Raw genomic sequence first — 19,949 nt, 5'->3', positions numbered from 1 at the left:
GTAACCAGTTAAAATCCGGATTCATAACAAAAATTAAAATATAATTCAGTTATTAACTGTTACGTGATAAAGGAAGAAGTTTTTCGTCCCAAAAAGGAATATAAACATCTTGGATATAATCAGCTATCACTGAGGCACGCTGTGTCTCAGGCTGTTGGGCTTAATGCGCCTGGAGGGACGATCGTCCTTTACGTGGCCGGAACGGCAGCGTTGTTGACCTTTACATTTTCCAAATATCCTGATGGTGCTTTCTCAATTCCTTTAATATTGTTGCTAGCCCTTATTGTTTATTCAATGATGAGTTATTCATCCTTTGAATTTTCAAAATACCTTTCAAGTTCCGGTGGATATTACACATTTGTGGCAAATGGACTTGGAAAGGGTTTCGGCCTTACCACGGCATTATCTTATATAAGTTACCAGATTTTGAGTTTTACAGGCTTTGGAATACTGGGTTTTATTGGATTTGCCTATGCAATTCTTCCCAGCCTTGGCATTACAGTTCCCTATGTTAACATATTATGGATTCCTGTTACCATTATTTTTATTTTATTTGTGAGTTTTCTTATTTATAAGGGAATCAAGCCCTCCCTGAAATATGTCACCTATGCCATCCTTATTGAGGTAATTTTCTTTATTGCCAGCTCAGTCTATCTCATAGGCGTGAACCATACTAAAATCAGCATCAAGCCATTTACAGCTATTCCGGTTGGTGGAAATTTTATAATTCTGGCGGCTATGATGGTTTACGCAATTGGTTCATTTGTTGGTGTTGGCGGTTCAATACCCATAGCAGAGGAAACTAAAAATCCAAAAAAAACAGTTCCCAGATCCATTATAGCAAGTATAGCAATTCTGGGTGTAACCATTATTTTAGCAGCATATGCTGAGGTTATTTCATGGGGATATGGAAATATGGCTTCATTCGGGACAGGGAGTGGCATAGGCGCATATCCGGTACTCTCCATATACAAATATGGATTCTCGGGCATGGGGCTTGTTCCCTTCGCAGTATTGCTTATAATTGTAATAAATTCCTTTTTCACAGCTACAGTCTCACTGGGTACAAACGCATCCAGGGTAATATTTTCACTATCAAGGGAAGGCGTAATTCCTGAAAAGCTATCAAGGACAAACACAAGAGGAGTTCCGGTATATGCCATTTTATTTATTACAATAGTCTCACTGGTGATTGTCCTGGCTACAGGAATATCCTTTGAATTGCTGTATCCCGGAAAAATAATTGATGCTTTGCTATATTCGTCTGTATTTTTACTGGTACTTGAATCCCCGATTTCATACATAGTACACATTCTTACAAACACATCACTGCATATGTACCTGAAAAAAAGAAAAATGAAAACACACATATTCAGGCATATTATTATACCTGGAATTTCCAGCATAACACTTGTTGGAGCAATAATTGCTGCAGTATATTTTGACCTCAGCGCACCATACATATACGGTGTTTACGGTGCCCTTGTATGGGTAATTGTAATAGCAATTGTGGTTATAATAATGTATACAAAGTATAACAAAAATCTTGATGATATAGGGAATTTTTCCCTATAAATTCATAATATTTTCTATCTGCGCCAGAGATCTTTGCCTGACTGTTTCTATATCTTCATTTTTTATAATTTTGCCCTTTTCCATATATGGCTTCAATATATTTTCCATTGTCTCACCACAATGGCAGATTGGTTTAGTATCAGAATATCCAGCAATAACATCATTGCAATTCTTGCAGCGGTAAACACTTTTAATGCCTGAAAATTTTCCACGCTTTGTTATATCTGTGCCATCTATATTTACTATGTCCATTCCAAAATCTACCGGTTTTGCGGATGATATTGATGTGCCTATTCCAAATGACTCGACACCTGCAGATATGAGTTCAGGTATATCCTCGAGCTTTATTCCGCCTGATACCATAATTTTAATGTTTTTATGGCCGCGGATGTCAAGCTCCCACCTGATTTCCCTTATAAGGTTTGGAAAGTTCCCACGCCTTGATGATGGTGTGTCCAGCCTGATAAAATCTATGTCCGGGAATTCATCCGCTGCCTTTATTGCGGCAAATTTTTCATCCATGAATGTATCAATCAGAAATACCCTGAAACTTGCATTGTCATGCTGTACTTTCCATGCATCATGGTCTCCAAGGATCAATGAGAGTGCGTGTGGCATTGTACCTGATGGTTTAATGCCAAGGATTTTAGAACTGAGTACCCCGGAAACGCCTGCAGCACCGCCAATATATGATGAACGATCTATCATTGGTGATATAGCAGGGTGCATTCTCCTTATTCCAAATGATATAAATGGTATATTCCCCAGTGATTTTTTAAGCAGTGACGAATATGATGATATCCCGGATGCCTGGCAGAGGAATCCAAGCAATGGTGTTTCAAGCTCGGCGAAATCTAAGTATTTCCCGGATATTCTTAAAAAAGGAACAGGAATTCCATTTATATCCCTTGCCTTTAATACTGTACCCTCTGGAATTGCATGGACATCCACATTGTGAGATTCAAGTAATGACAGTACATCATTTAGCCCTGTAAAATTTATATATCCATATGTTGATGACTGTGTAGTAACCTCCATTGTTACATAGGGATTTTTTTTAAGCATGGTAAGATATTCCATAGTTTTTTCAAAATACACATCGGTGACCGATCCATTCATTATATCCGAGTCGTTTGCCATGGTGAACCTGTTCATTTATATAACCTCTTTTAATAGTTCCTCTGATTTTATACTGGTATATCCATAATTTATTTTAATGTTGGTTAAGGCGGAAATCTGGTGTGACGCGTCAATGCACGCGCAGAGGTCGGATATAACTTTCACATTGTAATAACGGTAAAATGCACCTGCACATGTGTGCTCAACACATATATCTGTGCTTATTCCGAAGATGTAAATATTGGTTATGCCAGATGCACGGAGGAGAGAATCGAGATCAGTATCGAAAAAAGCATCGTAATGGCGCTTCTTTAGAATATAGTCAGGAAATGGCTTTAGCGCATCTACTATTTCAGAGCCCCATGTTCCATCTATGGCATGTTCCCCCCATACTTCGAATTCCGGGTCATTCTTTATGTGAGAATCCTTTGCAAATATTATAGGAATATTGCCCTTTAGCTGTTTTAATGCTATTTCTGCAAGTTTTAAACTCTCAACTGCATTACTGTTTCCAAACTTCCCTGTAACAAAATCATTGATCATGTCCACAACAAGAACACAACTTTTAGTTTTATCCATTATTTACTGTTATAGGAAATATATATTAATTCTTTATCCACCAGATCGTTTTATTTCCATTGTCCTCTATGTAGATATTATTCTCCTCCAGTTTCTTCCTTATGTAATCCGATATTGCATAGTCCTTCTGCGATCTTGCATGGTTTCTTATATCTATTATAATGTCCATAATATTTGATTCCTGATTCTGCTTCCTGTAGATTATATTGAGAAATGAGTCTACATATTCCACAATATGTATAAGTTTAGAAGCAGCAGCAGATGAAATATTTTCCATGTTCTTATTTGCATCTGAAATAAAAGCAAGAAATTCCCTGATAAGTGACCTGGTATCAAAATTTTTGTCCATAACAGCGTTGAAATGGTTTATAATTTCCTCTGCATCTATATTATAACTTCCTTCCGTAGAATTAAGCTCTTTCATTTTGTTATAAAATATGTTAATCCTTTCCACTGCATCCTTTGAGCTTTCCATTAATTGCGCGGAATAATCTATAACTGTATTGTAATTGGAATTAATCATGGCAAACCGCAATTCTTCCGGTTTATAGCTCTTCAGTATGTCTTTTGTCTGGATAAAATTCTTTAATGATTTGGACATTTTTTCCTTATTAATGTTTACCATGCCTGTGTGGATCCAGTACCTAGCAAGGTATCTCTTTCCACTTACAGACCTCATCTGTGCAATTTCTGCCTCATGGTGCGGGAAAATAAGGTCGTTTCCACCGCCGTGTATATCATATTCAGAGCCAAAATATGCCTCTGTTATAGCTGTATCCTCTATATGCCAGCCCGGGCGACCCTTTCCCCATGGAGATTCCCAGAATGGTTCACCTGGCTTCATCTTTTTCCAGAGAACAAAATCTTCAGGGGACTTTTTTTCTTCCTTTATAACACCCCTGGCATTTTCCCTTATCTGGTCCATATTCTGATTTGATAATTCACCGTAATCAGAAAATTTCCTTACATTGAAGTATACACCATCAGCGGTCTCGTATGCGTACCCGTGTTCCATAATTTTTTTGATCTGACCTATAATTTCATCTATATACAGGCTTGCCCTTGCGTAGTAATTGATACTGTCTATTCTCAGTTTGCCCATAATTTCCTTATATTCTTCGAAGTAATGATCAGCAACCTCACTGTATTTTTTGCCTTCCTCAGCTGCCCTGTTAATAATTTTATCATCTATATCTGTAATATTCTGCAGGTAAAATACAGAATATCCTCTGGCCCTGAGATACTTTGCTATAACGTCAAAGAATATATTCGTCCGGGCATGGCCTATATGTGAATGGTCATATACTGTGGGGCCGCAAACAAACATATTAATTCTGCCTGGATGCATTGGTTTAAAATCCTCATCTTTCTGGCCAAGTGTATTATGAATTATCATCCTGTTGTAATCAGCAGATTATAAATAAATTTAATGTATAATCCAGTAGATATTATATCTATGATGAGTCAAACCTACATTCTTTATATTATGCTACCGCACCTGGAAATATTAAATAAATTTAGCAATAAACGAAAAATAAGAGATAAAAATATGTTTATCCGTGTTTATTCATTTAAATCTTGTAAATAATTCATCATCCTTGACGGAATCTATTTTATTCGCATGGATACTTTGATTGCCCGCATAATTGTTATTCTTATAGCCGCTGGCATAATTTTTTCCAGTATTAAGATCGTTTATAAATTTAGGTGAGGTTTTAAGGACTGAGGAATCCAGTGAAGATTCCTTAGACGTTCTGTTCAATACAAATACTGGCATTAACAGCACAAACTGGTAGAATCCCCAGAATGCCGTTATAAAATCTAATATCCCGCCTTTATACACGAGCATTGTTGATGCAACAAATAGAACTATCATTATTATTATCTGTGGGGAAAATTTATACCATGGCAATTTGCCACCGGTTCTTGCGGTTTTAAAAGACCTCCCACCTTTGAAGATGACCCCAAAAGTAGCAGATATACTGATGGGAAACAGTATTAAATTTGCAGCTAAATTATAAAAAACGGTTTTTAATGGCGCACCTCTATCCATATATACCAGCACAAAACTCATGGTTAGAATTAAGGGATATAGTATCCATGCCAGCAAATATACATAAATGTTCAGTGCTGATACGTATATTCCAAAAATGTTGAACAGTGGAGAAAGCAAAAATACCAGATAAAACCAGCCATATAAATACCACAGGGAAGTGGCCAGCCAATCTATTTTCATTCCTAAACTATATTTCTTTTTAAATAGAATATTTTTAAAAATTCTCTTTATTAACCCTATGGAGCCGGCAGCCCATCTATATTGCTGGTTTACATAGCCTTCCATTGTTACAGGTGCCCTTCCATAAACCAGCTTTTTATTATAATATAGGCCTCTATATCCCATGGAAATCATATTAATCGATGTTGCCATATCTTCTATAAGGTTGGTGTCATCGAAATAATTTACTGCTGCCAGTGCAGATTTCCTGTATATAACATTTGTGCCACATGAGAATAATGAACCGGAAATACTTTTACCCTCTGTCAAGATTTCATAAAACATAAACTGCTGCGCCTGTGCCATTTCAGCTAAAACGTTTGCATCTGTATTTGCATAATACTGTGGAACCTGGACAAAGGCTATATCTTCATTATTGTCAAGCAACGTGACAACTTCCTTTATAAAATCATGTGACGGCATCTGGTCTATATCTATTACAGATACATATTCCTCATTTACAAAATTTTTTAATGCATTATTCAGGGCACCGGCTTTATATCCTGACCTGTCTGTTCTGTGTATATAAACAGCGCCTATTCTACCAGCTATTTCTTTTATTGCTTCCGAACTGTTATTTGTTGAATCATCTAAAATATATAAATTAACCATTTGCGATGCACTGCTATGTATCGCCATTAAATTCCTTGCTACCATATCTTTATCCTCATTATATATGGGAACAAGAACTGCTATTTTTTTTACATGTGATCTTAAAAAAATGTTTGACTTTGGCACTGTATTACTATATTTATATTTGCTCCTCCTGTAAGAAAGCATTAGCGCTAAACTCTGTATTCCGAAAAATAAGGTTGCAAGCCAGAAGTAAAATGAAAATAAAAAGGTTATAATGCTATTTTTATAATGCAATATTATAATAGAGTAACCTAGAGAAAATATGCCGATAAATATGAAAATAATGGACAATAATGTGATTATATTCATTAAAAAAGAATATTTTTTCATATACCCTCACTTATATGATTTAAAAAAGGCATATTCATCAACAGGTTCTTCCTTCTTAGTATAATTATTTACGGCATTAACCTGATTGGTAACTTTTAGCTTATTCTGGTTAACTACGTAATTTACCTTTGATGTGATTTCTATTCCGCTGGAAGTTATGGCAAAATGCATAGGCATAGTATTGTTCAGTGGAACGGGCATTTTAGGTATCATCATTGTCCTATCAATCCCTTTTGTGCTTAATTTATAGTCCAGTTTTATTATGCCAGCTACATAGTTCTCTTCAGAACCATAAACACTTAAATCGGAATTCTTTAAAATGCTTGTTATAATTACTACTACACCTTCCATGGCAAGGCTATTTATAAATAAATTAATATAATCATCATCCGGGATAAGTAATGGCATTACCATATCTATAACCACCCTTTTAATGTTATTTGCCACTATAACTTTTTTTAACCCGGAAATAACTTTTGTGATAAATTCTCTATAATCTGCTTTATTTTTCATATTTTCCAGTTTCAATGATTTTGTCTTGTCAGAAATTTCCATAATTTCTATCATGTCGTTTTTATAGCTCTCATAGAAATTTATATCCATTGTCCTTATATTTTCAACAAATGCCTCAGGAAATGTATCTGTTAAAATAATCAGGCCTTTCTCACCATTTTTTGCACCTTCGGCAAGAAAAATGCTTGATAGTGTTGTTTTTCCTGAACCTGTTTTCCCTGATATTAAATAAACAAAACCCGGGCGCAAGCCACCTGAAATAGCCATGTCTATTTTATGTATTCCAAAACTATAACGATCGTCTAGACCCATATAATTCCTATAATCGACGGCTTTTATATTATAAGCCTTTAAAACTTTCTGCTCATCGCCATTTAATTCTCTGTCAGTGATTGCTATACTGTTTTTAATATTGCAATCTTCCAACTCGGCATAAAATCCCATCAAATCATGTACTGCGTCCTGTTCATTAATAATTTTAATAGGAATATATACATCATTTAAGGCAACATAATCAAATTTGTGAGGTATGATTTTACCCTGTATTTCATAGTTTTTATGTATATTGTTTACGGTTACATCAAATACATCTGACACTATTTTCTTGATTTTATATTTACTTATCGTAATATCCATAATATCAAAGCAATAGCCTGTACATATATAATTCTTTCTATGGGTACCTGTCGGACAATAAGTGTCTGCTGTGTTTTCTATTACATTTGTTTGGAGCTTTTCGCTTAAAAAATTATTCTAGGGGAATCCTATGTTATAGCATTTCATTATATCTGTGGCATTTGCGATCCAGAAACAGGAATATTAAACCACTTATCCATGGTGGCATCCAGGATAACGGCTTTTATTGCATCATCCCGGCAAAACATGTAAAAAATAATTCATTATGGATTAAATATAGTTATTCTATATATAATCCAGGGCGGTTATAATTAAGTTAATGCCCGGACTTCCACTTTTCATATTCTCCTGATATGATACTATATGCATTAAATGAACTCTCGGTGGCTAAAATTTTTTCCTTTAGTTTAAGTGTGTTATCCGACATTGATTTTAATTTATCTCTGTTTCCTGTAAGTTTCAATATTGCTTCCCTGAAATTTTCTGATTTTTCAACTACCACAGCACCGGACAAATCATACTGTGATAACCCCCTTATGCCGATCTCTGTGGATATAACAGGCAGCCCGTGCATAATGTAATCGATCATCTTCACATTCCTCCCCCCTCCGGTAAATATAGGATTCAGTGCAATACAGGAATTCCTGAAGAGATTATCCTTTTCTGCATCCTGAACCAGCCCGTGAAATTTTACGTTTCCCGGTTTGTGGGGAAATCCATGTGTATTTACATTTCCTATTATATGGAATTGAAAGTCCGGCATTGTTTTCGCCAGTGATAAAATAAACTCCGCAGCTTCTATATTCGGCCCATAAATCGACCCTATAAATATTATATCAGTTGAATTCTCTCCATTCCATTGGTATTCAATGTTTTTTAGCAAATGTGTTAAAAGTATTGCATTTCCTGGATTAAATTTTTCTTTGAAATATTTAAGGTCATTTTCAGATACAGAAATTAATAAATTTGACCTTTGAACGAGTTTCCCTTCAATCTCCTCTGTATAATCATGGTATTTATTTCCTTTTCTGAGAAGGCTTTCCACATTATGGGCATCGTATACTACAAATTTATTTTCCAGTGACTTTTCAAATAGAGAGTATTCCCATGGCCCTTCAAAAATAATTGCATCAGCCTCTGAAATCAGGGCTTTAACCGAATTGATATATTTCTTCCTTAAAAGTATCCCTTTCGATATGGCAATTTCCAGCGACCTGTTTCCTTTTAGTACGGAATAGGCTGTTGACATCAATGACCTGTATTCCTCAACGTTGTTTTCTTTTTCATCATGGAGTATTAAGCCGCCAACAGAACATATCTTCCATGAATTGCCGTCCAGAAGATGGTTGACCCTCATGGCATATGCAGATATGTAATCAGGGATTATTTTCCCATGGGAAAGCTGGAGGATTTTAATCGTGGCCATTAAGGTTGATATTGACTGATATATTTAAAAGTTCTTTTCCTGTAAAGGCAGTACATGATTAAAAATTCAACTTTGCTGCTGTTTGCCCTTTCTTTATTACGGCGATCTTTTCCTATGGCTCTATAGAGCATTCAAATAATTAGTAACCCCGGAATCATCCTATAAAGCCATAATTTGCTAATTGGGCACATATTATATAGTAATTGGGCATTAATAAATGATTTAAATGGACGATGTTAGAGCAAGCGTCCTGAGCACCATCGGGAATACTCCCCTGGTTAAGCTTAACAGGACCGGCTGCAGAAACATAGAAATTTATGTTAAACTGGAGTACTATAGCCCCGGTTTCAGCATTAAGGATAGGATAGCAATAGGAATGATTGAGGATGCAGAACGGAAAGGCATACTTAAAAAGGGCGATACGGTAATAGGAAAAACATCTGGAAATACTGGCATAGGCCTTGCAATTGCATGTGCAGTCAAGGGATATAAATTTATTACTGTAATGTCTGCCGGCAATTCCATGGAGAAAACAGTAATGTTAAAGGCACTTGGGGCTGAAGTTGTTCTTGTACCGCAGCAGCCGGGAGAAGGGCCGTATGTTGTATCACGGAAGGATAATGAAGCTGTTGAGAAGAAAACAGATGAATTGACAGAGGAGCTCCACGCCTACAGGCCGAACCAGTACATAAACCCTGTAAATTACCTAATCCATGAATACACAACTGGAAGTGAAATTATAAAGCAATCTGATGGAAACATAGATGCCTTTGTTGCCTTTGTTGGCACCGGTGGAACATTTGTAGGAATATCAAGTGCACTTAAAAAATTCCGCAAAGATATAAAATGTTACCCGGTTGAACCTGATTCGGCACAGTTTTTAGCAGGAAAGCAGGTTATAACAACCAGGCATAAAATTCAGGGTGGCGGGCATGCCGTGAAACCACCATACTGGGATGAATCACTTGTCGATGGATATCTCAGTGTAACCGATGATGAGGCTATTGATACAGCAAGGCATCTTGCATCAAAGGAAGGCATATTTCCAGGTTTCTCCGGCGGTGCAAATGTTGCTGCTGCCATGAAGCTTGATAAAACAATGGATCGTGGTTCAATTGTTGTAACGGTACTGCCTGACAGTGGATTGAAATACCTTTCCTCCGACCTCTATAAATTTTAATTTTTTTATAAATATTTATTCTTCGGCCGCATGAAAATCCATGTCTGTAATTTTTCTGAATATTTCTTCCCCTTTTTCAGGATCAAGATTGTATATCATGTGGAAGAACAATGTTTTCTTTTCAGGGTTCTGTTCAATCAGGTTAACCAGATAATCTACAGCCTTATCCCTGGATTCAACTGCAAGCTCCCGTGAACCGGAATCTTTTCCGGCATTCTTATGTATATTTTCCAGGTCTGAAAGGAACTCATCTGCTACTTCCACATGCACAGGGCATACGTTTAGATGGATAGTTGAGGGTAATCCAAGTTCCAGGTTTGAAGGCTGGATCTGTGGATACCATCCCTTTTCAATCATATTTACTCCTGTGGTAAATATGCTATTGTTGTTGTCCTGGAATGCGAAGATGGTTGCATCCGGTTTTCCTGTAATTTCATAGCCAATATTTTCTATTCCTTTTGTCAGTGTTTTATATGCAGATAATGTTTTTGAAGCCAGATCAGTATATCCTTTATACCCGAGATAGTTCATAATTGACCATGTGCCTGCTAAAGGCCCTGCAGATTTTGTTGCCTGCATCCCTGCGTTTGACATGGGATAGCCTGGCCACTTTGCGTTTACATAGATCTGGTGCTTTCTAAGTTCCTCGTTTTTATACATAATAACAGATGAACCCTTAGGAGTAAACCCGTATTTGTGCAGATCGACGGAAATGGATGATACACCAGGAAGGGTGAAATCAAAATCCTGGACATTGTGGCCAAGCCTTTTAAGAAATGGAAGAATCATTCCACCAACACAGGCATCAACATGCAGCCATAAATTATTTTCAAGGGCAATATCTGATAATTCCTTAACAGGATCAATTGTGCCATATGGGAAAGAAGGTGCTGAACCTACTATCATTGCTGTATTTTCTGTAATTGCTTTTCTCATGAGTTCCGGGTCAGCCAGATAGTGTTCATCAACAGGCAGGCGTATTTCCTTAAGCCCCAGGTATTCAACAGCCTTGCTGAATGATGGATGTGCCGTTACAGGCAATATTACCTCAGGAACACCGTGGTGCTTTTCAAAAAATCTATCTCTTGCAGCTTTCATTGCCAGAATAATGCTCTCCGTTCCACCGGTGGTAAATGTCCCGGCGCTTCCTTCTTTGCCATGCAACAATGAAGCCATCATGGCTATTACATCATTTTCAAGTTTCAATGTACTGGGAAATGCATGGTAATCCATTCCATTCCTGTTTGAAAATTTCAGGAAAATATCCTGGAGTTTATTTAATTCATCTATTCCCGGGTCATAGAAATATGTAAATAATCTTCCCCTGCTATTTTTTATATCATTTTTTCCAAGTTCATCAAGCGTTTCATGGATTTTCTGTATGTCCATGCCATTCTCCGGAAACTGTTTTAACATAATTTAATATCCGTGCAAAGTTTAAAATATTTTCCGGCAAAGTTTATTTATTATAAGGCTTGAGCCGTTTTCCCGCAGATAATATTATTTTCTCAGCAAGGATGCGGTCTGAATCTATCAATGGCAGTTCTGTATCCTCCCTATTCAGTATAACAGGTATTTCAGTGCATGCCATAATAATAGAATCCGAGCCATTATCTTCAAGTTCTTTAACCACTGGCTTCAAGGTAGCCTTTGCCCTGGAAATCTCTCCAAGTTTCACCAGCTTCACCGCTTGCATTACTGTATCCTCCTGTTCCGGAATTATGGCAGAGATACCGGCTTCTTCCAGATTTTTAATGTAAAGCCTGGATTTGATAGTTGCAGTAGTTGCCAGAAATCCTGGATGTTTGTATCCAGAGTCTAGTATAGCTTTTACTGTAAGGTCAACCATATTTAGCAGATTGACACCTGCTTTAAACTCACTGAACCATATATGTGCCGTATTGCAGGGTATAGCTATTGTTGTTATGCCGTTCCTTTCAAGAAAATCTATGCCTTTGTTTATGGCATCCACCGGGCTTTTGGTACCGTTGAAATAAGCGCCTATCCTGTCAGGAATCTCAGGATCACTGTAAAGTATATATCTTACATGTTCCTGGTCATTCGCTGCATCTGTCAATTCAGTAATTCGGTCCAGAAACTGGTTTGTTGCCTTTGGGCCCATGCCACCTATAATGCCAATATTTATTTCCATGAATCTCAATATTAGAAATAGCAAATATCATTTAAATTATTCCATGGCATTCAGTCTGCTAGTTCAATAGGTATTCCCTTGCCTGTTTCTTTGCCCAGAATATACCATGCAACAGCACCTGCAGAACCTATAACCCATACAAGGATATTGAATAACATATACTGATATATATTGTATGTATAGGTAATATAAATTGTAGGGATATATAGGCCTATGCCAAGAAATCTTACAAGAGCAGTAAGGCTCCCTCTGGATTTTGTAGCCCATACTTCAGATTTTAATGTATCCTCAGCCAGGTAACCTAACTGTACAAAGGCATTCAATATAACGACGAGAGCCCAGAACAGTATAATATATTTAGACCAGGTGCCTATAAGTTCATACGTTATAATAGTAAAAGCAAGTGCACCCAGATTTCCCCATAGCAGCATTGATTTCCTGCTGATTTTTTCGCCGAAAAATCCTATTAAACCCATTGCGAAGGCTGCTACACTGGAAACCAGAAGTATCAGATCTGTGAGGTTTGGAAAGATTATAGGCCCCAGTTCATAGGCTATGAGCCCGAATCCTGTGGTTCCTGCAAATGCTGTTGTCAATGTGGCAAAGAACTTAAGCCAGAAGTGGCTGGTTTTATTCAGATCTCTGCTATCCGAGAGATCCTTTGTGTTGTCTGTCCTTTCCAGATAGCCTGCTTCGCCATAATATTTCTTTGCATCAGCTATTGCCTGTTCGTTTTTCCCTTTGCTTGCGAGCCATAGAAAACTCTCCGGCAAATAACGGCGGGAAGCAACAAGGACAACCAGGACTATAATTATTGTCAGGGCTACCATAAGCCTCTGGAAATAAATAGAACTGTATAAACTTGAAAATGCAACCGCAGCAAGAACCAGCCCGCCAAGTGGAATAAAATTTAATTCCAGCAGCATAGTTGAACTCCTGTGCTGCCTGGGCATAATTTCCTGCGATAACGCCATAATTGTATTCATTTCCCCTCCTGAGGCAAAGAGCAAAATTCCAAGGAAAATTAATATAAGGTAAAATGTGTAACTGAATGTTATCCCTATTGCGCCGATAGCGTACAAACTCATTGTAATATAGAAAACCTGTTTCCTCCCAATGCGGTCGGATACAGGGCCTGCTATTCCTATGCCTATTATCAGCCATAAGGGAGACCTTGATAATAGCAATGCCTTATAGCTGTCTGGAATTTTAACCCAGGTAGTGGCTATAGAAGACATTCCGAATATATATGATTCTATGAACATTCCCATGGCAAATGAGATAAATGCCCATGTGTCAATCCGGCTCCAGTTTCTGTGAGGTAAACTTTTATGTTGAGAATCCATATTAATTAGTAGGGATAAACGAATTCCATATTAAAATATAATGTTTTAAACCATTATTTTTATACAGTGTAATGGATGTATCAGCCAGTAAAACATTGATAATAAGAAATTTTGTTAATATAGAAAAATAGTTACGGGTCTGATTCCATATTTCCATCATTTACCGGGCCATAGGATTCCAGGGTAAGCCATGCAAAATTATTTAAATCAATTTCAGTATCTATTATCTGCTTAAAGTAATCTTTTGCCCTGTAGGTCGGCAGAATAAAATTAATAACTAGTCTGTCACCATACACATACAGAAACATAAAATTTAATGTAAGATTATTACTCATAGCTTTAGATGCAAGCAAAAGCAGTATGCTATCGTTTGTCTTTGTCTCATATATGTGGTCTCTTTCTGATATTACAGTCATGTTCTCAACACTGCTTAAATCTCTATCTGAATAGATGATGGCCCTGAAAGAGCCATGGATCGGATTATTATCCACAAACTGCACGGTAGCATTTGTTTCTTTTAAAATTTTAATTACCCTGTATTGTGAAAATTCGGCAACTGGAAGGCTTACAATTATGCTTTGAAGAGCTGTGTCTGTATTTTTCATGAAGTAGTAAAAACCAGGTGATGGCTTTAATGTTATTTGTACAATATTAAACTCTGTATAGTTATATTTATAAATCAGGTTGGAAAAATCCATTTCAGAATTCTCATGCATAAAGCCTTTTATTATCATATTTCCGGATTCTATCCCGGCATAGGAAATTACAAGCCCATTTATGTTGTCAAGGTCAGTGAAAAATTCCACCAGTGCAGGGTCTGTCATTTTTTCCCTTACCAGGAAGTAGTGTTCCCTTTCATTTACCTCGGCTAATTGAAATAAAGGCTTTAGCCTCCCGATATCTTCTGATTTAAGTATAAAAAAATCAAAAAATAAATCATCGCCATCCCTGAAAAGGGCACCAGCCCCCTCATATCCTGTTGCCTGGCTTAATGCAAGGTGATTTGATTTAAAGTTAAGTGCAATTTCGAAATATTTGTTAAGTTTTGTATCAATACGGGAGAGTTTCATTTATCTTTATAATATATATGTATATAAAAATATTCTTATCATCTTTCCCGGACGATTATGAAATTTCAAATTGCCGGGATTTGCCATACCTGGTTGTTTATTTTATAAAATATGCAATAGTGGCAATATTTAACTTTTCAATAGGAAAGTGGAGAAGGGTCTAGAAACAGCAGGTTGAAATTCAGTTTAATCAGGCTTATAATAAACAGGAGATTGGATAAATAATGATAATGGTAATTATTGCACGTTTAAAGTATTATGGGGCTAAAATCCATAGGGGGCAAATTTTACAATGTTATAGTATTTACCGGAATATTCTGGCGGGAAATCCAGTTATTTATTAAATAAAACTAATTCAAATCAATTAAGTATAAAATTATTACGGCTATATTTATAGGGAGTCATGCAGAGAGGGGTCAAAATCGGTACAGTTTTCTAATCTGATAAAATTTTTCCCATACAGGCCCATAGAGGAAGCAAATGTTAATTTTAAATATTCCATCGCTCTATATGTATTAACGGAGGAACTTGAATAAATTCTTCCATCCTTTATCTTAATAAATAGCTGATTCCTGAATATTCCCCTTTCATTTGCCTTATTCCTTATTGTACTGAGTAACTTATTTGTGGAATATGCCTCATAAATTTTATCTTCGCGTGATATAACACGGATTTTGTCATTTTCTTCTACAGGATTTTCCAAAAACAGGTGTAACTTAAAATTGTCCCTATCATATGGGCTTTCCACAACCTCTGCTATTCCATTATTTTCTTCAAGTATTCTTGAGATATCATCTCCATCATGGATAGAAAGGGGGAGTGAATACTGAATTATGGATAGTGGCACTCTTTTATTCTTTTTTTCGAGCAAATATGTGAATCCTTCATTTTTAGTTAGTATGATGTCATCAATAAAATATGGAATTACAAGGTATCTATTCAGTATCAGGGATAAATCTTTTTTGTAATTGCTGTGGAATATTATGCGCAGGATTAGTTTTCCATTCTCAACTGTAGTTTCACTGAAGGAAATAGATGGTACAGTCCATAACTCCTTGATGAAATTTAATATTTTTTGGTTTACCAGTGGGCGTACGACAAGAAAGAAATGTTCTGATTCTATAGCGCCATATGCGTCTATAAGCTCCTTGAATCCAGCAATTTCCTGGTCTTTTGCTATAAATGCCTCGAAATAATAATCTCCACTATTCTGTGAATCCTCTTTTATAAAAATGCTCATAGTTATGTTATGCAACTTTGACCATCGAAAAATATCTGCATTACCGGATATGACAAGTTTCATCTTCATATCCATCTTTAAATTGACATCTTTTCTATCCATCAATGATTAATTATACCGGTATATATATAATTACTCTATGGTAGTAATCAATAATTATACATAATTTTCTTTTAAACTATTATAATCCTCCGGGTTTTATACTCTATATATTTCTAAAAATACTTATATCTTTCCGGTATTATTTCCGGATGCTTACTATAATTATTTCTGATGACCTGAGCGGCGCGGCTGGTATGGCATCCTTAATCGCCCCCCATATTCCTGTGGTGCCATATAACAGATTACATGACCACGGCAAACCGGATTCAGAAATTGTTTCCATTGATCTGGAGACCAGGAATTTAGAAGATCCGCGGCCAAGACTGGATATGGTTAAACACACATTTCCTGGTGCACGCATTCTGGCACGAATTGATAGCCTGTTCAGGGGTAGCACACTGGATTTTGTGGCATTTATTGCAGAATACGGAAATATACTCCTCACAGATACAATTCCTGAATACGGCATGTATACCTTCAATGGTTCCAGTATAAACAGAAATGGAAGCATAAATATAATTAAAATGCTACCTGACAACTTAAGCCCCTATGTTAAAATTGCGGATTCGCAATCCTATGGAGATATTGAAAAACTGGCTAAAAAATGCGTGGACGAAAATTTAATGCCTGTAGATCCTGGTGTGCTGATTAAATATTATCTGGAGATGAAGTAAATGGATAAAATAGGAATTATTATAGGCAGTCTCACCGTCATAACAGAAAAGCAGGTGGAGTATCTGAAACGTACTTTGCGCTCAGATAGCTTGAATATTAAAAATTGCCCGGAAATTAAATTATTTTATCTCCAGGAAACAGATTTTTCAACTGTAAAGGATATGGGCTTCATATCATTGCTCATGGAATGCAATGCATTAATTATGAGCGGTGGAGAAACAGCATTTTGTGTACTGAATACTTCCGGTTTTAACTACCTTGAAAGTGAAGAACAGATATTGCCACTTATCTCCACAGGAACTGTGCATGGCGGTATGCTTGATGGGAAGAGATATGTGATCAAAGGAGGCAGCCTGGGCGACGATGATATCTATATAAAATTGATTCAACATCTATCTATAAATACAATGTAAAAATAACATGCCATGGTTAATATAGGGATTACACTGGGCGACCCTGCTGGAATAGGCCCGGAAATTGTTGCAAAATCAATTAACGCAATAAAGAACAGGAAATTCAAAATAACTTTATTCGGTGACATGGACAATTACAATAAAACACTTGATTACTGCAGCCTGCATATGGAAAACCAGAAAAATCTTAATTTTATAAATACAGGAACAGGTGAACCGGTTGAAACTGGCAAGGTAACTGCAAATGCCGGGAAAATTGCGTATAAAAGCATAGAAACAGCTGTGCAGTTTGCATTAGCTGGAAAGGTTGATGTCATCTCAACTGCCCCCATAAACAAAGAGGCTATAATAAAAGCCGGATCGCCATACATAGACCATACAACCATGCTCAAGGCATTGACAAATTCAAAATTCACCACAACTTTATTTGAAGTAAAAAAATTGAGGATAACCTTTCTTTCAAAACATATGTCCTTAATGGATGCAGTTAAATTTGTAAAGTATGAAAATGTGTACAATGCTATAATTGACACTGAAAAAAGCCTTAAACTTCTCGGCTTCATGGAACCTGACATTGCTGTTGCTGCACTTAATCCACATGCTGGTGAAGGAGGCATGTTTGGCATGGAAGAAAAGAATGAGATTATTCCTGCAATTGAAAAGGCGAGGGAAACTATGAAAGTCACAGGGCCGGTTCCAGCTGACTCTGTTTTTTACCTGGCATCAAAGGGGAAATATGATGCAGTTCTCTCACTGTACCATGACCAGGGCCATATAGCTGCAAAAACCTATGATTTTGCCCACACTGTAAGCATGAATATCGGCCTTCCATTTCTGAGAACATCTGTTGATCATGGAACCGCATTTGATATAGCGGGAAAGAATATGGCAGATTATGTTAGCATGAAGGAAGCCATCCTTACAGCGGAAAAATATGGTGTTACCTACAAAAAAAGATTGAAATTACTGGGTTATTAGCTCCTTTTTTTATTACACTGATAATTCTAAAGCCATAAATATACTTTATAGATAAACTGTTTGTTTTAGTAACTATTAAATACTCTATTATCATTAACTATAAGTATTGTCCTATAGCAACTAAATGGGATATAGAACAATGTATTGAAGGGTAATAAAATGGAAGAACAAACATATGATAAAAAATATGCCAGATTCGTACTGGCATTGTTCGCTATGATAATCGTTGCTGTTATGTATGTTGAGGGAATGTTGACTCCATCACTTCCATCCATAGCAGAGGGTTTTCATATTACAGTTGACCAGGTGAGCCTGGTACTTTCCACATATCTGTTAACCGGTGTGGCTCTAAGCCCTATCGTTGGAAAACTTGCAGATCTCTATGGGAAAAAGAAAATGATGTCAATAGTAATGTTGATTTATGCCGGAGCTGTATCCGTAACAGGATTTTCTCCCAATTTTACATTTATGGTGATATCCAGGGCAGTCCAGGGCGTAGGACTTACTATAATGCCACTTGGAATGGCTATGGTAAGGGAAGAGTTTCCAAGAAAAATGGTTCCAAAAGCCCAGGCGCTGATTAGTGGAATGTTCGGTGTTGGATTTGCTGTTAGCCTTCCACTGGGGTCATTCATATCCAATTATTATGGATGGAGAATGACATACCATACTGCTATACCATTTATAGTAGCCCTGGCTATACTCACACTGTGGAAAGTTAAGGAATCCAGATACAGAAGGCCTGATGTTAAGGTAGACTATGTAGGAGCTATAGCACTCGGTGTGCCACTGGCATTAATAGTCCTGGCAATGTCAGAAGGTTCATCATGGGGATGGCATTCATTACTATTCCTGGGCATGGCCATAACAGGTATTGTACTGCTTATTCCTATGTTTATATACGAAAGGCATTATTACCACCATGGTGGAGAAGCCATATTCGATATGAAATTACTATCAAAGAGGAATGTGCTTATTGCAAATATTTCACTTACGATATCAGGAATAGGAATGTATCTGTCAATGCAGGCATTGTCATACCGCTTTGAAACACCGGAACCATACGGATTTGGCTTTTCTATACTGGAAACAGGAATTTCAATGGTGGCATTTGCTGCAGGAATGATAGTATTTTCCATTGTCACTGGAAAACTTATTTCCAGGACTGGAATAAAACCGCTGGCAATAGCAGGATCAATTGTTTCAGCAATAGGATTTTTCATGCTCTCAGCATCCCCGGGGCTTGTTATGACACTTGCCGATGAAGCCATAATAGGGTCAGGAATGGCAATAATGAATGCTTCAATTATCAACCTCCTTGTATTATCGGTAGAAGCAAGGGATATGGGGCTTGCCACATCTATGAACAGCACATTCAGATACATAGGAAGCAGTATAGGGGCTCCCATAGCAGGAACAGTACTTTCACTGTATACTGCAGTTGACGTTGTACATTCTGCTACTGGAAATGTGATATTTTCCTTCCCTGATGCGACTGCATTCAAATATGCATTCATGATAGGTGCCTTCACATTCGTGATTTCTGCATTTGTAGTACTCCTGTCAAAGGAGGTTCTTGGAAGGAGGATGGAAGTTGTGAAAAAAAGCACCGTTACTCCTTCTGAGGAGTAAGTTTTTTAACTTTTTTAATTTCTAAAATAGTTTAGTTATTTTATTAAATTTTATATTGAGTTATAGCCACAT

The 19,949-nt window shown here is 36.8% G+C and carries 17 protein-coding genes; 6 read left to right on the top strand and 11 right to left on the bottom strand.

Going from position 1 to position 19,949, the window contains the following annotated elements; genetic code table 11:
* Positions 1–63 precede the first annotated feature (63 nt).
* A complete protein-coding gene (locus FACI_RS09275; RefSeq protein WP_009887941.1) occupies positions 64–1,575 on the top strand; it encodes an APC family permease in 1,512 nt (503 codons plus the stop codon).
* On the opposite strand, the gene FACI_RS09270 is transcribed toward FACI_RS09275, so the two are convergent.
* The 6 genes from FACI_RS09270 to FACI_RS09245 form a co-directional block, all read right to left on the bottom strand.
* Positions 1,570–2,730, bottom strand: coding sequence for a nicotinate phosphoribosyltransferase (locus FACI_RS09270; protein ID WP_009887940.1), 1,161 nt, complete (start codon positions 2,728–2,730; stop codon positions 1,570–1,572). The genes FACI_RS09275 and FACI_RS09270 overlap by 6 nt on opposite strands.
* Entirely contained in the window at positions 2,731–3,273 is a 543-nt protein-coding gene (locus FACI_RS09265) for an isochorismatase family cysteine hydrolase (protein ID WP_009887939.1), read from the bottom strand.
* A 25-nt stretch (positions 3,274–3,298) separates the two neighbouring features.
* Positions 3,299–4,669: a cysteine--tRNA ligase gene (gene cysS / locus FACI_RS09260; RefSeq protein ID WP_009887938.1), complete on the bottom strand. Its 1,371-nt coding sequence runs from the start codon at positions 4,667–4,669 to the stop codon at positions 3,299–3,301.
* A gap of 171 nt (positions 4,670–4,840) precedes the next feature.
* Entirely contained in the window at positions 4,841–6,514 is a 1,674-nt protein-coding gene (locus FACI_RS09255; protein WP_009887936.1) for a glycosyltransferase family 2 protein, read from the bottom strand.
* Positions 6,515–6,520: 6 nt separating this feature from the next.
* Complete coding sequence (locus FACI_RS09250) at positions 6,521–7,663, bottom strand: RAD55 family ATPase (RefSeq protein ID WP_009887935.1); 1,143 nt, start codon at positions 7,661–7,663, stop codon at positions 6,521–6,523.
* 316 nt (positions 7,664–7,979) lie between these two features.
* Positions 7,980–9,089: a glycosyltransferase gene (locus FACI_RS09245; protein WP_009887934.1), complete on the bottom strand. Its 1,110-nt coding sequence runs from the start codon at positions 9,087–9,089 to the stop codon at positions 7,980–7,982.
* Between the two features lie 226 nt (positions 9,090–9,315).
* Here FACI_RS09245 and FACI_RS09240 point away from each other — a divergent pair, with 226 nt between their 5' ends.
* Entirely contained in the window at positions 9,316–10,269 is a 954-nt protein-coding gene (locus FACI_RS09240) for a PLP-dependent cysteine synthase family protein (RefSeq protein ID WP_009887933.1), read from the top strand.
* A gap of 15 nt (positions 10,270–10,284) precedes the next feature.
* On the opposite strand, the gene FACI_RS09235 is transcribed toward FACI_RS09240, so the two are convergent.
* The 5 genes from FACI_RS09235 to FACI_RS09215 form a co-directional block, all read right to left on the bottom strand.
* The gene (locus tag FACI_RS09235) at positions 10,285–11,685 is read right to left on the bottom strand and encodes a pyridoxal phosphate-dependent decarboxylase family protein (RefSeq protein WP_009887932.1); all 1,401 of its coding nucleotides are present in this window, start codon (positions 11,683–11,685) and stop codon (positions 10,285–10,287) included.
* Positions 11,686–11,728: 43 nt separating this feature from the next.
* Positions 11,729–12,421 carry a cysteate racemase gene (locus FACI_RS09230; protein ID WP_009887931.1) on the bottom strand — a complete coding sequence of 231 codons (693 nt, stop codon included), beginning with the start codon at positions 12,419–12,421 and terminating at the stop codon, positions 11,729–11,731.
* Between the two features lie 50 nt (positions 12,422–12,471).
* The gene (locus FACI_RS09225) at positions 12,472–13,767 is read right to left on the bottom strand and encodes an MFS transporter (RefSeq protein WP_019841807.1); all 1,296 of its coding nucleotides are present in this window, start codon (positions 13,765–13,767) and stop codon (positions 12,472–12,474) included.
* Positions 13,768–13,898: 131 nt separating this feature from the next.
* Positions 13,899–14,837 carry a hypothetical protein gene (locus FACI_RS09220; protein ID WP_009887929.1) on the bottom strand — a complete coding sequence of 313 codons (939 nt, stop codon included), beginning with the start codon at positions 14,835–14,837 and terminating at the stop codon, positions 13,899–13,901.
* Between the two features lie 391 nt (positions 14,838–15,228).
* Positions 15,229–16,179 carry a hypothetical protein gene (locus FACI_RS09215; RefSeq protein ID WP_009887927.1) on the bottom strand — a complete coding sequence of 317 codons (951 nt, stop codon included), beginning with the start codon at positions 16,177–16,179 and terminating at the stop codon, positions 15,229–15,231.
* Positions 16,180–16,328: 149 nt separating this feature from the next.
* Between FACI_RS09215 and FACI_RS09210 the strand changes: the two genes are divergently transcribed.
* The 4 genes from FACI_RS09210 to FACI_RS09195 all read left to right on the top strand — a co-directional run bounded on the left by FACI_RS09210 (position 16,329) and on the right by FACI_RS09195 (position 19,877).
* On the top strand, positions 16,329–16,853 hold the full coding sequence (locus tag FACI_RS09210) for a hypothetical protein (RefSeq protein ID WP_009887926.1): 525 nt from the start codon (positions 16,329–16,331) through the stop codon (positions 16,851–16,853).
* Entirely contained in the window at positions 16,854–17,267 is a 414-nt protein-coding gene (locus FACI_RS09205; RefSeq protein WP_009887925.1) for a nucleotide-binding domain containing protein, read from the top strand.
* A 12-nt stretch (positions 17,268–17,279) separates the two neighbouring features.
* On the top strand, positions 17,280–18,245 hold the full coding sequence (gene pdxA / locus FACI_RS09200; RefSeq protein ID WP_009887924.1) for a 4-hydroxythreonine-4-phosphate dehydrogenase PdxA: 966 nt from the start codon (positions 17,280–17,282) through the stop codon (positions 18,243–18,245).
* A gap of 159 nt (positions 18,246–18,404) precedes the next feature.
* Positions 18,405–19,877, top strand: coding sequence for an MFS transporter (locus FACI_RS09195; RefSeq protein WP_009887923.1), 1,473 nt, complete (start codon positions 18,405–18,407; stop codon positions 19,875–19,877).
* The last annotated feature ends 72 nt before the right edge of the window (positions 19,878–19,949 follow it).

The organism is Ferroplasma acidarmanus Fer1 (genome assembly GCF_000152265.2).
Lineage (GTDB): Archaea > Thermoplasmatota > Thermoplasmata > Thermoplasmatales > Thermoplasmataceae > Ferroplasma > Ferroplasma acidiphilum.
The sequence above is the reverse complement of the archived record's forward strand: the minus strand, read 5'-3'. Positions and strand labels throughout refer to the sequence as shown.

Bases quoted from the DNA above. Each gene is read 5' to 3' on its own strand.
- FACI_RS09270 (WP_009887940.1), bottom strand. From the start codon at position 2,730: ATGAACAGGTTCACCATGGCAAACGACTCGGATATAATGAATGGATCG.
- FACI_RS09265 (WP_009887939.1), bottom strand. From the start codon at position 3,273: ATGGATAAAACTAAAAGTTGTGTTCTTGTTGTGGACATGATCAATGAT.
- cysS (WP_009887938.1), bottom strand. From the start codon at position 4,669: ATGATAATTCATAATACACTTGGCCAGAAAGATGAGGATTTTAAACCA.
- FACI_RS09255 (WP_009887936.1), bottom strand. From the start codon at position 6,514: ATGAAAAAATATTCTTTTTTAATGAATATAATCACATTATTGTCCATT.
- FACI_RS09250 (WP_009887935.1), bottom strand. From the start codon at position 7,663: ATGGATATTACGATAAGTAAATATAAAATCAAGAAAATAGTGTCAGAT.
- FACI_RS09245 (WP_009887934.1), bottom strand. From the start codon at position 9,089: ATGGCCACGATTAAAATCCTCCAGCTTTCCCATGGGAAAATAATCCCT.
- FACI_RS09240 (WP_009887933.1), top strand. From the start codon at position 9,316: ATGGACGATGTTAGAGCAAGCGTCCTGAGCACCATCGGGAATACTCCC.
- FACI_RS09235 (WP_009887932.1), bottom strand. From the start codon at position 11,685: ATGTTAAAACAGTTTCCGGAGAATGGCATGGACATACAGAAAATCCAT.
- FACI_RS09230 (WP_009887931.1), bottom strand. From the start codon at position 12,421: ATGGAAATAAATATTGGCATTATAGGTGGCATGGGCCCAAAGGCAACA.
- FACI_RS09225 (WP_019841807.1), bottom strand. From the start codon at position 13,767: ATGGATTCTCAACATAAAAGTTTACCTCACAGAAACTGGAGCCGGATT.
- FACI_RS09220 (WP_009887929.1), bottom strand. From the start codon at position 14,837: ATGAAACTCTCCCGTATTGATACAAAACTTAACAAATATTTCGAAATT.
- FACI_RS09215 (WP_009887927.1), bottom strand. From the start codon at position 16,179: ATGGATAGAAAAGATGTCAATTTAAAGATGGATATGAAGATGAAACTT.
- FACI_RS09210 (WP_009887926.1), top strand. From the start codon at position 16,329: ATGCTTACTATAATTATTTCTGATGACCTGAGCGGCGCGGCTGGTATG.
- FACI_RS09205 (WP_009887925.1), top strand. From the start codon at position 16,854: ATGGATAAAATAGGAATTATTATAGGCAGTCTCACCGTCATAACAGAA.
- pdxA (WP_009887924.1), top strand. From the start codon at position 17,280: ATGGTTAATATAGGGATTACACTGGGCGACCCTGCTGGAATAGGCCCG.
- FACI_RS09195 (WP_009887923.1), top strand. From the start codon at position 18,405: ATGGAAGAACAAACATATGATAAAAAATATGCCAGATTCGTACTGGCA.